General features: G+C 70.6%; 11 protein-coding genes and 1 pseudogene. 3 read left to right on the forward strand and 9 right to left on the reverse strand.

All coding sequences use genetic code 11. The annotated features are described in order from the left end of the window. Positions 1 to 20: 20 nt before the first annotated feature. The 6 genes from rplW to OG875_RS11620 all read right to left on the reverse strand — a co-directional run bounded on the left by rplW (position 21) and on the right by OG875_RS11620 (position 4,173). Positions 21 to 338, reverse strand: coding sequence for a 50S ribosomal protein L23 (gene rplW / locus OG875_RS11595; RefSeq protein WP_023539344.1), 318 nt, complete (start codon positions 336 to 338; stop codon positions 21 to 23). After that, positions 338 to 1,000 (reverse strand): 50S ribosomal protein L4, encoded by a 663-nt coding sequence (gene rplD, locus OG875_RS11600; protein ID WP_330174143.1) that lies wholly within the window; start codon positions 998 to 1,000, stop codon positions 338 to 340. The genes rplW and rplD overlap by 1 nt, the downstream gene beginning before the upstream one ends. Positions 1,001 to 1,004: 4 nt before the next feature. Beyond that, complete coding sequence (rplC, locus tag OG875_RS11605) at positions 1,005 to 1,649, reverse strand: 50S ribosomal protein L3 (RefSeq protein WP_329383132.1); 645 nt, start codon at positions 1,647 to 1,649, stop codon at positions 1,005 to 1,007. Positions 1,650 to 1,663: 14 nt separating this feature from the next. After that, the gene (rpsJ, locus tag OG875_RS11610; RefSeq protein ID WP_003948644.1) at positions 1,664 to 1,972 is read right to left on the reverse strand and encodes a 30S ribosomal protein S10; all 309 of its coding nucleotides are present in this window, start codon (positions 1,970 to 1,972) and stop codon (positions 1,664 to 1,666) included. Between the two features lie 444 nt (positions 1,973 to 2,416). After that, entirely contained in the window at positions 2,417 to 3,091 is a 675-nt protein-coding gene (locus OG875_RS11615; protein WP_330174144.1) for a hypothetical protein, read from the reverse strand. A 152-nt stretch (positions 3,092 to 3,243) separates the two neighbouring features. Continuing rightward, complete coding sequence (locus OG875_RS11620; protein WP_330174145.1) at positions 3,244 to 4,173, reverse strand: LysR family transcriptional regulator; 930 nt, start codon at positions 4,171 to 4,173, stop codon at positions 3,244 to 3,246. Positions 4,174 to 4,263: 90 nt separating this feature from the next. On the opposite strand from OG875_RS11620, the gene OG875_RS11625 reads away from it, so the two are divergent. The 3 genes from OG875_RS11625 (at position 4,264) to OG875_RS11635 (ending at position 6,342) form a co-directional block, all read left to right on the forward strand. Beyond that, positions 4,264 to 4,815, forward strand: coding sequence for a DapH/DapD/GlmU-related protein (locus tag OG875_RS11625; RefSeq protein ID WP_443079103.1), 552 nt, complete (start codon positions 4,264 to 4,266; stop codon positions 4,813 to 4,815). A gap of 122 nt (positions 4,816 to 4,937) precedes the next feature. Next, complete coding sequence (locus tag OG875_RS11630; RefSeq protein WP_443079256.1) at positions 4,938 to 5,366, forward strand: ATP-binding protein; 429 nt, start codon at positions 4,938 to 4,940, stop codon at positions 5,364 to 5,366. A gap of 103 nt (positions 5,367 to 5,469) precedes the next feature. Beyond that, positions 5,470 to 6,342, forward strand: a complete 873-nt coding sequence (locus tag OG875_RS11635) for a hypothetical protein (protein ID WP_330174146.1) — start codon at positions 5,470 to 5,472, stop codon at positions 6,340 to 6,342. Between the two features lie 1,417 nt (positions 6,343 to 7,759). Here the strand turns inward: OG875_RS11635 and OG875_RS11645 are convergent. From OG875_RS11645 to OG875_RS11655, 3 genes and pseudogenes are all read right to left on the reverse strand, one after another. After that, positions 7,760 to 7,858 (reverse strand): annotated as a pseudogene (locus OG875_RS11645) (IS5/IS1182 family transposase); the annotation flags it as partial. A gap of 295 nt (positions 7,859 to 8,153) precedes the next feature. Further along, the gene (locus tag OG875_RS11650) at positions 8,154 to 10,967 is read right to left on the reverse strand and encodes an RNA repair domain-containing protein (RefSeq protein ID WP_330174147.1); all 2,814 of its coding nucleotides are present in this window, start codon (positions 10,965 to 10,967) and stop codon (positions 8,154 to 8,156) included. Continuing rightward, positions 10,967 to 12,712, reverse strand: coding sequence for an RNA ligase family protein (locus OG875_RS11655; RefSeq protein WP_330174148.1), 1,746 nt, complete (start codon positions 12,710 to 12,712; stop codon positions 10,967 to 10,969). Before OG875_RS11655 ends, OG875_RS11650 begins: the two co-directional genes overlap by 1 nt. Between the last annotated feature and the right edge of the window lie 1,525 nt (positions 12,713 to 14,237).

Raw genomic sequence — 14,237 nt, forward strand, 5'->3', positions numbered from 1 at the left:
TCTGAACGATCCGACTCCCGTTAGGAAGTCGGGCCGCCGAAGATGTCGATACGGTCGCCCTCGGCGAGGGTCACGATGGCGCGCTTGGTGTCCGCGCGCTTGCCGAAACCGGTGCGGGTGCGCTTGCGCTTGCCCTGCCGGTTGATCGTGTTGACCCCGGTGACCTTGACCGAGAAGACCGCCTCGACGGCCTGCTTGATCTGGGTCTTGTTGGAGCCGGGCGCCACGATGAACGTGTACTTGTTCTCGTCGAGCAGCGCGTAGCTCTTCTCGGACACCACGGGCTTGACGAGAACGTCACGCGGGTCCGTGTAGGTCTTGCTGGTGATCTCGGCCATCAGGCTTCGCTCCCCTCGGTCTCGGCAGTCTGTCGCGCAGCCCCGCCGGACACGAAGGACTCGAAGGCGGCCTTGGTGAAGACCACGTCGTCGGAGACAAGCACGTCGTACGTGTTGAGCTGTCCCGGGTCCAGCAGGTGGACCTCGGGGAGGTTGCGCGCGGACAGCCACGCGGCCTCGTCGCTCCGCTCGACGACCAGGAGCACGTTCTTGCGCTCACTGACCTTGCCGAGCAGGGACTTGGCGGCCTTGGTGGACGCCGCACCCTCGACCACGTCGGAGACGACGTGGATACGGGCGTTGCGGGCCCGGTCGCTGAGGGCCCCGCGCAGCGCGGCGACCTTCATCTTCTTCGGGGTCCGCTGCGAGTAGTCACGCGGGGTGGGGCCGTGTACGACGCCACCGCCGGCGAACTGCGGCGCACGGGTCGAACCCTGACGGGCGCGGCCGGTGCCCTTCTGGCGGTAGGGCTTCTTGCCACCACCGCGGACCTCGCCACGACGCTTGACCTTGTGCGTGCCCTGACGGGCCGCGGCCAGCTGCGCGACGACGACCTGGTGGATCAGCGGAATGCTGACCTTGGCGTCGAAGATCTCGGCCGGGAGCTCGACGGTCCCGGTCTTGTCGCCCGAGGGCGACATGATGTCGATGGTGCTGCTCATGTCGTCAGGCCCCCTTCGCCGCGGTGCGGACCAGGACAAGGCCGCCGTTCGGACCGGGGACCGCGCCCTTGATGAGGAGCAGGCCCTTCTCCGCGTCAACGGCGTGGACGGTCAGGTTCTGGGTGGTGACCCGCTCGTTGCCCATGCGACCCGCCATGCGGAGGCCCTTGAACACACGGCCCGGGGTGGCGCAGCCACCGATGGAGCCGGGAGAGCGGTGCTTGCGCTGGGTTCCGTGACCGGCGCCGAGGCCCTTGAAGTTGTGACGCTTCATGACACCGGCGAAGCCCTTGCCCTTGCTCTTGCCCGTGACGTCGACCTTGACGCCGGACTCGAACGCGGCAGCGGTGATCTCCTGGCCGAGCGTGTACTCGCCGGCGTCGGAGGTGCGGAGCTCCACCAGGTGGCGGCGGGGGGTCACGTCGGCCTTGGCGAAGTGGCCCTTGAGGGGCTTGTTCACCTTGCGCGGGTCGATCTCGCCGAAGGCGATCTGGACCGACTCGTAGCCGTCGGAGTCATTCGTACGGACCTGGGTAACGACGCAGGGTCCGGCCTTGACCACGGTCACCGGGACGACACGGTTGTTCTCGTCCCAGACCTGGGTCATGCCGAGCTTCTCGCCCAGGACACCCTTGATCTGCTTTGCCATCTCTTCCGCGCCTCTCAGAGCTTGATCTCGATGTCGACGCCGGCCGGAAGGTCCAGGCGCATCAACGAGTCAACGGTCTTGGGCGTCGGGTCGAGGATGTCGATCAGGCGCTTGTGCGTACGCATCTCGAAGTGCTCGCGCGAGTCCTTGTACTTGTGCGGCGACTTGATGACGCAGTACACGTTCTTCTCAGTGGGCAGCGGCACCGGGCCCGCGACCGACGCACCAGTGCGAGTCACCGTCTCGACGATCTTCTTCGCCGAAGAGTCGATGACCTCGTGGTCGTAGGCCTTGAGCCGGATGCGGATCTTCTGTCCCGCCATGGCTACTCAGTAGTCCTGTTCTCTCGAAACGCTCTGGCCCCCGGGCGGCTCGCGACACTTGCACATCGCGCCTGTCTCCGACCCACGCGGTCGGGCGTGTCGCATTCCCTCTTCGTACGAAATCCCGAAGGACTTCCCTGCGAGGGGATGCGGGCCCGATGCCCACGAGATCGGGGACGAAAGTCCACCGGGAGCCTGGCCGGTACCCCGCTGACGCTTCCCAGAAGATTCCCGTACGTCCGCCCCATTGCTGCCGTGAGCGGCAGATAGGACGACGAGTACTGTGGGACTCGCTTCCGGTCCTCCCGACGGGAGGCGCGCAGCATCGGCACTCAACCGAGCAACCTGAGCAGTGTGCCATATGCCCCGGAGCCCTGGCCAATCGCGGCCGGAGAGCGTACCCCACGGGGGGACGGGCGAACCCCGGGGCTGACGGCGGGCGCGTCAGCCGGCCGGAGGGTACCGGTCGAAGACCGGGCGGACGGCGTCGAGCAGGGCGGCGCGCTCGGCGGCCGGTGGAGCGCCGGTCTCGTCGCGGTACCAGTAGTGGTCGAGGTAGGTCTCCGGCGTGAAGTCCCGGTCGAGGACGTACGGGCTCATGTCGAGACCCGCCTCCAGGTCGAGGTCGATGCCGTTCTCCCCGCAGTACGCCGTCAGCCCGTCCGCCACGTGCCAGTGAGCGCCGTCGTACCAGCACACCCCGGTCGCCGTCAGGAGCTCCGCACCGGTGTCAGGATCGGCCACGGTCATGTTCTCGTACGCCTTCGTACGGTCCCCCGCGTACCGCATCAGGTCGTCGGGGACACCCCGGTAGTAGGACAGCTGGTGCGCGAACTCGCCCGGCGGGCCGGGGTAGTTCAACTCGCCCTCGTGCTCGAACGCGAGCAGCAGCGCCCGCCCGCCGTCGGTGAAGTACCACTTGACCGACTGGCCGCCGCTGTCGTTCCACGCGAACCGCGTCGCGCCGTCCACCCGGTAGGACACCGACTCCTGCGAGAAGGACGCGGGCCCGGCCGACAGGGCACCGACGATCGCGGCCCGCCGCCGTAGCTCCCCCAACGGGGTCGCGTCCAACTCCGCGAGCATGTACGCCCCGGCCTGCTCCATGTCGTCCACCATGCCCGGCAGTCAACCGGCGCCCCGGCCCACCGGGCAACCCGGACTCTCACGCTCCGCAACCGGGGATGCCGCAGAGCGTGGAGGCGCCTTCGCGATCACACTCGGCGCGGCGTCACGGACCTGGGGCGTGTCCGGTGAATCGGGCGTCCGGATCAGCGGTCCATCCACTCCGGCATCCACGCGTCGTCCGGGGTACGGGGCCCTGAGGTGCGCAGATGGTCGCGCAACGCGGTCAGTACGGGGTGCCGGTCCCCGGCCCGGAACAGCAGCACGTGCGGGTACACCGGGGTCGGTTCGCGCAACGGGACGCGCCGCAGATCGTGAGTCTGGGGCCACAGGTACCGGTCCCCGCTGCCGACGAGGGTGGCCAGCGAGTCCGAGTCCGCCAGCGCGTCCATCAGCGCCTCGTCACCGAAGTGGGGGCCGAGCGCGTCGATGCTCAGACCGAAGGCCCCGGACAGCGACTGGTAGAACGCCGCCCACTCCGTGCCCGGCCTGATCCCGGGAATCCAGATGCGGTGGCCGGCCAGATCCGCGGGCCTGACCCGAGGCACGTTCGCCAAGGGGTGGCCGGGCCCGACCAGGAGCTCCAGGGGTGAGTCCAGGAGTCGTTCGGCGCCGATCCCGGCGGGGGCCTGGCTCACCGGCAGGGCGCGGAAGGACGCGTCGACGGTTCCTTCGAGCACCGCCTGGACGGCCTGGGCGGCGTTCTCGTTGCCCAGTGTGACCGCGTCCAGGTTCATCCCGGTGTGATGGCGGTAGAACTGGTAGACGGCCTGGGCCGGAGCGATGCGCCGGTTGAGGACGTCGACGCGCAGGGGCCGGGTGCCCGGGCGTACGGCCCGCTCGGCCTGCTCGAAGGCGGCAAGGACCCTCTTGGCGTGCGGCAGGAAAAGCTGCCCGTCCAGGCTCAGCCTGGATCCCCGCGAGGTTCGCACCAGGAGCATGACCTCAACGTGTTTCTCCAGGGTCGCGATCCGCTTGGAGACCGCCTGCTGGCTGATCCCGAGCTCGTCGGCCGCTGCCCCGAACTGGCCGGTCCCGGCGACGGCCACGAACGTCCGCAGAGTTTCGACATCCACGGCTTCAACCTACTTCCACAACGACCGGTTGTGCCCGAGAGGCCGTGCGGTTGTTTGATCGCTCCCTCTTCGGGGTGGTGGGATCGTCGTATGTCCACCCGCACAGAACAGATCATGTATGTCCGGTCACCCGAGTTCACGCGCCACGCGGAGCGAATCGCCGAGGTGACCGACGCGACGTCCCGCCTGAACGTGCTGCCGTTCAGCGACACCGAAGGCCGTGCGGAACTACTTTCCGTTGTGTTCGGTGGCCCGCTCACGGAGTCGGTGACGATCTACCCGCCGTTCTTCACCGAGCACGGACTGAACACGACGTTCGGGAAGAACGTCTTCGTCAACCAGGGATGCACGTTCATGGACAGGGGCGGAATCCGCATCGGCGACGGTGTCATGATCGCCCCGAAGGTCAGCCTCATCACCGGGGGCCACCCTCTGCCGCTCGCCGAGCGTCGCGAGTACCTCACCTACGCCCCGATCGTCATCGAAGATCGAGTGTGGATCGGGACGTCCGCCGTGATCTTGCAGGGCGTGACCATCGGCGCGGGTGCGGTGGTCGCCGCAGGTGCGGTGGTCAGTCGCGATGTGCCCGCCCACACCCTGGTCGCGGGAGTCCCCGCCCGGGTGGTCAAGACGACCGACTGAGCCCGGCCGGGCCGCCGGCCCGGGGGTGAGCGGCACATCCGCGCTCTGATCCCGATGCCGAGGGTCGGAACTCCGGACCACTGGGCCGTCGGCCGCCGTGCGGCGGGGCCGGTCTCCTGCCACTGCGGATCGCGTACGGGCGGCCCCGTTGTCGAACCGGACGAGGCCGCCGCAGGTCTCAGCGCTCGGAGGCGTACGCGAGAAAACCGACCCGGACGATCGAGACGGCGGAACAGGTGACCGCGGAACTCGCCGCCAGGGCGGCCACCCACGGCCGACTGTCGGGGCGGGACTTCCTGCTGGAGCTGCACAGGGCGGACGACGGGCACGTGCTCCGTATCGAGGTGACGGACACCCGGGGCGACCGCCTCCCCGTGCTCGACCGCGAACAGCCCTCTCCGGACGACGAGTCGGGGCGTGGGTTGCTGCTGGTCGAGGCACTGGCGGACCGGTGGGGAGTGGTGTCGGGTCCGGTGCCGCGCAAGACGGTGTGGGCGGAGCTGGACCTCGTACGCCCCGACTCACCCGTGCGGGTGAATACGCCCAACTGAGCGGCGGATGGGGCGGATTGTCCTCTTATGATCAGCGAAACAGCTGCGATGGCATATGCCGAAGGCATGCCCCGCCCCATCGAACTACCCCACAGGAACCCGAATGGTCAGCGCGCCCCACGAGGCGATGCACCGCATCTTCCAGGAGTACCCGGGGCTGTTCTCCCGCGTCTCCGAGGTGCTGGGCGTCGCCTTCTCCCCACCTACTTCGGTCACGGTCCTGCCGACCGACCTCACCGAGGCCCGGCCGGTGGAACGCCGGGTCGACACGCTCCTGCGCCTGGAGACCGAGCACGACGAGCCCTTACTTCTCGCTGTCGAGGCACAGGGGAAGAAGGACATCGACAAGCCCGCCAGCTGGACGTACTACCTGTCGTATCTGTACGCGAAGTACAAGACGCCGCCGCTGCTCCTGGTCGTGTGCCAGGACCGAGCGACAGCGGAATGGGCGTCCCGCCCTGTGCACATCGGCCCCTCGCAATGGGCGTCGCTCACGCTGCGCCCACTTGTCGCCGGTCCGCACAACATGCCGCTGATCACGAACACGGCCGAGGCTCGTAAGGACCTGGCGCTCGCCACTCTCTCGGCGATCACACACGCTGACGATCCGGACATCGGTGCCATACTGAAGTCGCTGTCCGCCGCACTACGGGAGGCGCCGGAATCGCTCACCGGCCCGCTCGTCGAACTCACCGCACAGGGCCTGGGCAGGCGCCCAGCCGCAGAACAGTGGAGGAACCTGGTGGCCGTGGACCTTTCTTTCTACACCTCACCCCTCTCGGAAGAGATCCGCGACGAGGCTCGTACCGAGACCCGGGCGGAAGACATTCTGCTGATTCTTGAGCGGCGCGAGGTTCACCTCTCCGACGACGCCCGGGAGCGGATCACGACCTGCGCGGACGCCGGCCTTCTGCGGGAGTGGTTCCTGCGGTCCATCACCGCGTCCTCCGCCGAGGAGGTCTTCGGGACGGAGTAAGCCCGTTCCTCCGGCGGGTACCGGCGCCGGCCTGTCGGTGCCTCACCCCGTCGCAGCGCGCCGTGCGGTCTCCCGCGCGGCGCGCTTTGCCGTTCCCCGGCAGGGACGGGCGGGACAGGCGCGGCGGCTCACCGGGTCGCGGGTCTCCGCGACCCGGTGGGCCGCGACGGGGTGCGCCGCGACGGGGTGCGCCGGGACGGGGTGGGCCGCGACCGGGTGGGCCGCGACCGGGTGGCGCACGACGTAAGAAACTCTCAAGGACGTGGGAAAAAGACCCTTCCCAACCCCACCAGCCTCCCGTCACCCACAGGGGTGAATTCGGGCAACTGGGCTGGATTTCGACCGGGTTGGCAGGCATATGCTCGCGCCGACAGCTCCACCACAGACGACGGCCCCCGCCGGGACGGACATCCCGGGCGAGGGCCTGACCACGCAGGAAGTACACCCCTTCCCCATGGATGTTCAGCACCTTAGCGCGCCCTCTCGCGCCACCGCCGGAGTTCCCCGGCCCGTCGCCCGATCCGGTGTCGTCCACGTCAACACCCGGCGCACCAACCGCTACACGGTCATCGGCAACCACCTCGCGCAGCACCGCGAGTTGACCCTGGTCGCGATCGGACTCGCCGTCCACATCCAGTCGCTGCCCGGCGGGGCCCTGATCGGCATCAAGTGCCTCACGGCCCGCTTCCCGGAGAGCGAGGCCCGGATCGCCTCCGCGCTGCGGGAGTTGGAGGCGGCGGGCTATCTGGAGCGGTCGCGCGAGCGGCTGCCCGGCGGGCGGGTCGTCACGCGCACGGTGTCCTACAACCAGCCGTCGGTGGCGCGGAAGCCCGTACGAGCACGGAAGCCGGTACGCGTATCGGAGCCTGTACGTGTGCCTGTGCCTGTGCCTGTGCGGGAAGCGGCACCCGTAGGCGTACCGAAGCCCGACCCCACACCCGAACCCGCACCGGACCGCGAACCGGCACCGGAGCGCGAACCGGCACCCACGCCCGCGCCATCGCCATCGCCATCGCCCACACCCTCGCGACCGGCCCCGCCGCCGCTCCCCCGGCCCGCCGTCCCCGACCCCGAACAGCGCCGCGCCGCAGCCGAGTTGCTCGCGGGGCTCAGGCAGCAGGACTCGCGGCTGGTGCTCGCCGAGGGCGATGTCGGGCGGCTCTCGGACGGGGTCGCGGCCTGGCTGGAGCGCGGGGTGGAGCCCGCCTCCGTACGGCGGACACTGGCCGCCCGGCTCCCCGACGACACCCGCCACCCGGCCGCGCTACTGGCCCACCGCCTCACAGCCCTGCTGCCGCCGCCGCTACCGGCAGCGCCCGCGGTCGTACGCCCGCTCCCGTTCCAGAACTGCGACCGCCGCGAACGCGCCTTCCGCGCGGCGGAACCGGGCTGCTGCCGCGACTGCACGGACAACGCGCAGGCCGGTGCCCCGGCGGCAGCCGTCCGTGATCACGGTGGTGCGGCCGACGGCGGGCGACGCTCCGGATAGCTCCCATGCCTCGCGGTCGTCGCGGTCCTCGCGGTCCTCGCGATTGGCGGCGGGCGGCTGCTAAGGCGCGCGGAGTGGGGGGTGGGGACACGGCACAACGACTCCGGTCCCGAGCCGGCTGCCGGGGTCTGTCCGACCCACCCCCCATGGCCGCGAGTCCCTGACGATCTCTGTCCGGCCTACCGCGACGCACCGTATACCGAGCCACTGACAACGGGGCCCGTCCGTGAGCGAGGGCTGCGCGGCCCTGCCCGGCAACCCGGCCCGAGCAGACCCGCCGCACCGCTCACCACCCACCACTCGACCAGCGGTCAACGGGCGGTCAGGACTGCGTCGGTACGTCGCCGCCCGCCGCCCACGCGACATCGACGTCCCGCAGACCACGGCCCCACGGTTCCACGATGCCCGCGAGCGTCGCGGCATCCGGCGGATCGGCGCCGAGACCGATCGCGTAGCGGACGGAGTGCGCGTCCGTCGCGAACGGCCGGGGCCAGGCGTGCGCGTCCCGCGCCCCCGCCGCTTCGAGCGCGGTGAGCAACGCCCTTACGCGGCCTCGGAATCGGCCCAGGGTGTCCGGGCGCCGCGTGTTCACCGTCACCACCGCCCACGCGGCGTGCCTGCGATGCAGGGGCGGAGGCACGGACACCAAGGCGCCTGTGTCCTCCAGGAGTTCCCAGGCCCGGTACAACTCCCGCACCAGCAAGTCGCGTTGGCCGGGTCCGACCTGCTCGGTACAGCTGCGGACGGGCGCGGTCGGGGTCAGGACCGTCACCGGGGCGGTGGTCGAGGCGGCCCCGTCGGCGAGGCCGACCTGGATCCGCCAGTCCCAGGCCGCCCAGCTCCCGAAGAAGTCCCTGAGCAGCTCCCCGTGGTCCAGCGACCCGCCGTCCGCGACCGTGCGCGCCGCCAGCACCGCCCAGGCCGGCCCCGGAGTCCCGCCGAACGGCGCCGAGTCCAGGCCACGGGCCCGCGCCCAGGTCTTCACGTCCCGCGCCAGCCGGGCGAAGGCGTCGTGGCGGTCGCCGACCGCGTCCCGTACGGCCGCCGCGTCGCTCACCGCGCTCAGCGCGACAGCGGCCGGCCCGCCCAGCTCGGCCCGGCGCTCTACGGCCGAGGCCGGGTCCAGGTCCCCGGTCGCGACCACGGCCAGATCGACGCCCAACTCGCCCACCGCGAAACGGAGTCCGGGCACCCGCGCGCCCAGCACCTCCCGTACGGCGGACGCGCCGGCCGGGAGCGCGGCAGCCACCCGCCCCCGTATCTCGTCCATGTCCACCACCGCGCCCGGCAGCGCCGCCACCAGGTCCAGGTCCGCCCCGGCGGGCGCGCAGCCCATCCGGCGGGAGCCCACGACGTGCACGGCGCCCTCCGGCAGGGTCCGGGCAAGCAGGCGCGCGAGGTCGTCGGAGTCCACGGTCTCCGGGCACGCACTCGGCCCCTCCTCCTCCGTCCAGCGGATCCCGCCCGTGCCGAGCGCGACCGTCGCCCGTACGCGCATCGGCTCGTCGCCCCGCCGTGACAGCAGTGCCAACTCACCGACTGTCGAGATCAGTTCGCCGACCCGTGTCTCGACGGCCGCCGCGTCTCGCTGCGGGTTCCGGCTCCGCCCCAGCGTGAGGTGCGGCGTGAACCCTTCGACCCGCCGGCCGCCGCAGCGCGGGAACCGCCTCTCCAGTACCTCCCGAAGCCCCGTCCAGCCGTCGCCGTCTCCCCCGCTCGCCGCCGGATCGAGCGAGAGGGTGGCGTCCTCGCGGTGTCCGAAGGTGTGAACTCCCGCCAGCCGTACGGCAAATGGCGCGGTCCCGGCGGCGGCTGCGGCGACCAGCGGGGCCGCGCGCTCGAAGTCGGACTCCGGGACGAAGCCGAAAAGCAGGTTCACGTGCGGCGGCCAGCGGTCGATCTGCGGGTCGTGCTCGTGCCGTACGGCCTGGAGCGGCGGCCACAGCTCACGGGGCGGTATCCAGGCGACGGCGGTACGGGCGGTGGCGGCCACGTCGAGCGCATCAAGCACATCCTGAGATGAACCGGCTTCCCCGACACGGAGGTTGACCTCCACCCCGTAGTGGTCGGAGATGTGGAGCCCGGTGGCGTCGTCCGGTGTGTCACCGCGCAGCACGGCGCCCGTCACCGCCCCGCTCCCCCGCAGCAGTACCCGGTCGAGCCGTGCGGCCCGGCCCGAGAGCGACGCCACCGCCGCCAGCGGATTGGCGACCGGATCGAACGTGGGCGTGGAGTCCTCGGAGCCGTACACCTCGCTCCACGCGTCCCGCAGCCCGAGCGCGGCAGCCGGCCCGCCGTCCCCACCGGCCCCGTCGTTCAAGTCGCCCAGCAGGATCAGTTCGGCGTCGACGCCGCTCAACCCCTCGGCGAGGGAGGCCAGTTCGGCCCGGCGCCGGGCCACGCCGTCCGGGGAGTGGTCACTGCTCAGATGGGTGGCGGCCACGACGAGCGGGCCCGTCGCGGTCTCCACGGTGAGCGCGGTGACGGCCTTGTGGGGGCCGAGGGAATGCCGTCCGGCCTCGCGTACGCGCAGCCGGCTGAGGAGCAGCAGCCCGTCGTCGTCCACGCCCCGCCCGTCCGGATCGCCGCCGAGGGTGTAACTCGCCCTTACCCAGGGCGCGTTCAGGAGCATCGTGAGCAACTCGCGCTCGACCTCCTGGAGTGCGACGAGGTCGGCGTCCGACTCCTCCAGGGCGGCGAGCAGCAGGGGGCGGCGGGCGGCGGTGTGGACGCGGTCGCTGTCGTAGCGGTCCCAGAGGGTGTTCCAGGTCAGAACGCGCAACGTGGCGGGGAGAGTTGGGGCGGCGACGGCCTGGGCCGGAACCCAGTCGTGGCCGTCGTACGCGTACGCCGTGCACGCCGTGAAGTACGGCGCCCGCAGCAGACGCGTGTGCCGTACGCGTCCCGCGTCGGTCGTGTCGATGCGGTCGACGCCGGTGGCCCGGTCCCAGACGACCTCGCCGTCCGCCTCCACGAACAGCACGCGGTGCCACGGGATGTCCCCGCCGGGCACGAACGCGGGCAGTGGGATCCGGCCGGGCGTCGTGCCGCGCCGGCTCACGCCGACCACGAACCGCGCCGGGTCGAAGCGCGGGTCCCAGCGCACCTGGTGGTAGAGCTGATCACTGGTCCGCATCACATGCCCCCCGCCGTCACGGCGTCGGTGTCCTCGACGGCGCCGCCCGCGCCGATGTACCAGGTGCGGTGCGCGTCGCCCGGATAAGGCGGTACGAAGCGGCGCAGCTGTCCCGCGAGCACGTCGGGCGGCACCGGGTGCGGCCGTACGCCGTTGCGGCGGGCCAACTCCGCCTCGTCCACGAGGAGTACGGCATACGTGACGAAGGCGTCGCGGCGCCGGGCCACCGTCCGTACGAGCGAACGCTGTTGGCGGTTGAGGGACGTGGCGTCCCACACGACGGTGCCCCCGGCGGCGAGCGCCCGGTCGAGCCGGTCGAGGCCGTCCCGGAGGACGTCCCCGTTGGCGCGCTGATCGGCGCGCCCTCCCCGCTCCTCCCGCAGGTCGTCCAGCGAGATCCGCGTCCCGACCCCGGTGAGTCCTCCTACGAAGGTGCTCTTCCCGCTGCCTGGAGGACCGACGAGTTGGATGAGCCGTGGAAAGTGGCCGTCGCGCCACCGCCAGGTCGCGGCGACGGCCTCCTCGACAGAGGTGAGCCGGCCGTCGGCCCAGGCGTCACGGGCTTCGGCCCAGCAGCGTTCGACGGCGTCCGGGCGGAGCCCGTCGAGCCCGTCGAACCCCGCGCGTCCCACGAGACCCGTGAGTTCGGCACGCAGCCCCGTACGCAGCGCCCGCAAGGGCTCCGGGTCCAGGAGCCCGGCCTCCTCGGCGACCAGCGCGGACCACTCGACCTGCTCCCGCGCCCCCGCGTCCGCCGCCACCGCGCCGGCGACGGCGTGCAGCACCCCGAGGTCGGCGGCGAGCGCCATGCGCGCGAGCCCGGCGCGACGCTCGTCGTCGGGGAAGGGCCGGTGCAGCGCCGGATGCAGGCCGACCAGGTCCGCGACCCGCCGCGCCTGCGCCATCCCGAGCGGCGCGACGAGCCGGCCCGCGAGCCGGCCGCGCGGAACCCGGTGCAGATACGCGGCGAGAACCCCTGCGAGCCGGTCGTCCCCGTACCGCCGCCCGTCGGCGTCGAGCCGCCCGACAACTTCCCCGACGGCCGCCGCGTCCCCCTCCACACCCACCGCCGCGGCCAGGGCTCCCGCGTCCACCGCTCCCCCGGCCCGCACGTCCCACAACGCCGCGCCCGCCCCGAGCCCGTTCTCGACAACCGCCGCGTGCATCCAGTGCGTACCGGTCCGTACGTGCCGGGGCCGCACCCACTTGACCACCCGCGCCCCGAACTCCCCCCGTACGAAGCCCTCGACGGTCCGTACGACGTACCCCTCCTGCCGCGCCGGGTCCAACGTCAGCGCGCGCAGGGCCCGTTCGTCGTACGTCCCCCGCCACAGCACGGGCGGCACCGGAATCCCCAGCCCCCGCAGGAACCGCACGGTCTCGTCCCAGCCGAGACACCAGTCGCCGTCCCACACGGAGAACCCGTAGAACCAGCTCTCCAACTCTTCGTACGCGATCGAGTGCCGGGCATACATGTTCTCCCCGCACACCCGCACCCCACCGGGGATCAACGCCCCGATCCGCCCCTGCAACCCCTTGACCCAGGCCCGCGACGGATGATGCCCGGAATCCAACGACCGCGCGTGCAGCCCGTCGCGGTACAGGGTGGTGTTCTCGCCGTCCACCTTCTCGGTGACGACAACTTCCCGCCCCCACAGCCCACCCAGCTCCCCCACCCGCACATCGTCGTCCGCGACCCCGGGCGACCAGGCCACATGCCCGGTCCGCGGATACGCCGTACGCATCGCCCTGCTCCCCCGTCGCCTCGCATCTAGCTGCTGCCCGGCAACCCTAGAAGTGAATGAGGAAACGGTTCCATCGAATAACGGCCCACGCCTCCACAGCGCCCTCACCAACAGCCCCTCTGAAGCAGCGGCTCTCCGTCGACGTTGCCGTCAGACACCGCGAAGTTGATCTGTCGGAGCTGACCGCGCGTTTGAACGCCGGCGCAACGACCCGACGACCCACCCGCCACGGCCGTCGTCCGCTGACGCTGCCGTCAACTACTGCAGTCACCCCATGCAGAAGCCCCTTCAGGACGTACCTGACGGGGCTTCAACTTTGCAGTCCGGAAGGGCGCGGTGAGGTCGACATCCCCCAGCGGAATGACGCCCTCGCTCCGCGTGCGAGGAACGGGCGAGACCCCCCGAGTAGAGCGTCACCCGTTCCTGCGAGCCTCAAGAAGCTACTTTCCTTCTCCCCTCAGCAAGATCTGAACCTTTGACGGAAATTGCGGATCATCCACCATTACCGAACAGATCACAGAGCTGCGGAATCCCGTAAATTGCATTCGGGCGTATTCGTTCGGATCGTGCAATACGAGCCACCCGGACGGACACGGGAGCGACACCTCGAAGAGGTTCGCAGGAAGCACCATAGGCGGAGCCGACTTCCATACCTCGCATTCGACAGGACCGTCGACACTCGCCTGAACGCCGAAGATGAGTGAACTGCCCTCTCGGTACCAGCTGCTCGACGCCGGATCCCAGTCGCTGACGTCATCGCCACTTCCCGCATCCCGCAAGATCAGGCATCCGTGCTCGATTTTTGCCAGGAATGCAACTACAGGACTATTAGCTACCATTCCTTCTTGCTCTTTTCTTGTGAAAGTTGTGAGGCGACCCCACCCTGCCGCCTAGCGCAGAGCAGACAGTGAGGGTACGCCGTCTGAGGAGATCCGGGAGCGACGAGACTAGACGGCGGCTGGTGATCTGGGATCCAGTCCCCGTCCTTGGTGCCGGGCGTCGTGGCATCGCAGGTGTGGCAGCCGTGCGCATTTCCGGATTCATTGATCAGATCTCGAACGCCATCTGCCTCAATGTCACCGTTCTCCAGGCCTACTCCCTCTCGGGCATTCGGACCAGCACCCAGCGTCAGATCGCATTTCTGACCTGGCGTTGCATTGTGAACGAGTACCGGAGTCTCGCCCGCCAGCACATAGTACGTGTGCTCGCCGGGCGGTCGTCACCTGCATTTTCGCTGGTCAGCGAATTCCGGCCTGTCCGTTGGAGTACGTGGAAGTGCCGTGTTGTGCGCCCGTGTTGCCGTCGGCGTTGCCGTCAGACGGCTACGCGTGTCAGGGGGGTGGAGTGGGCTTTGGCCGGTGTCCTGCCCGGGTTGGGGTCGGGCATGGTCAGGGGGCCGTACGCTGGCCCGGCAACTCGGGCAGGTCGTGATCCTGCCCGGAATTTGAACGAGTGGCCCCCTGGCCTTGCCCGACGCGGGCCCCGGCCCGGGGAGGTGGGTAAAGCCCACGGAGCCGACCGGCCC

This window comes from Streptomyces sp. NBC_01498 (assembly GCF_036327775.1).
Taxonomy (GTDB): domain Bacteria; phylum Actinomycetota; class Actinomycetes; order Streptomycetales; family Streptomycetaceae; genus Streptomyces.

Excerpts from the sequence above, each read along its gene's own strand:
- OG875_RS11625 (WP_443079103.1), top strand. The coding sequence starts at position 4,264 with ATGTCCACCCGCACAGAACAGATCATGTATGTCCGGTCACCCGAGTTC.
- OG875_RS11655 (WP_330174148.1), bottom strand. The coding sequence starts at position 12,712 with ATGCGTACGGCGTATCCGCGGACCGGGCATGTGGCCTGGTCGCCCGGG.
- OG875_RS11635 (WP_330174146.1), top strand. The coding sequence starts at position 5,470 with ATGGTCAGCGCGCCCCACGAGGCGATGCACCGCATCTTCCAGGAGTAC.
- rpsJ (WP_003948644.1), bottom strand. The coding sequence starts at position 1,972 with ATGGCGGGACAGAAGATCCGCATCCGGCTCAAGGCCTACGACCACGAG.
- rplD (WP_330174143.1), bottom strand. The coding sequence starts at position 1,000 with ATGAGCAGCACCATCGACATCATGTCGCCCTCGGGCGACAAGACCGGG.
- rplW (WP_023539344.1), bottom strand. The coding sequence starts at position 338 with ATGGCCGAGATCACCAGCAAGACCTACACGGACCCGCGTGACGTTCTC.
- rplC (WP_329383132.1), bottom strand. The coding sequence starts at position 1,649 with ATGGCAAAGCAGATCAAGGGTGTCCTGGGCGAGAAGCTCGGCATGACC.
- OG875_RS11650 (WP_330174147.1), bottom strand. The coding sequence starts at position 10,967 with ATGCGGACCAGTGATCAGCTCTACCACCAGGTGCGCTGGGACCCGCGC.
- OG875_RS11615 (WP_330174144.1), bottom strand. The coding sequence starts at position 3,091 with ATGGTGGACGACATGGAGCAGGCCGGGGCGTACATGCTCGCGGAGTTG.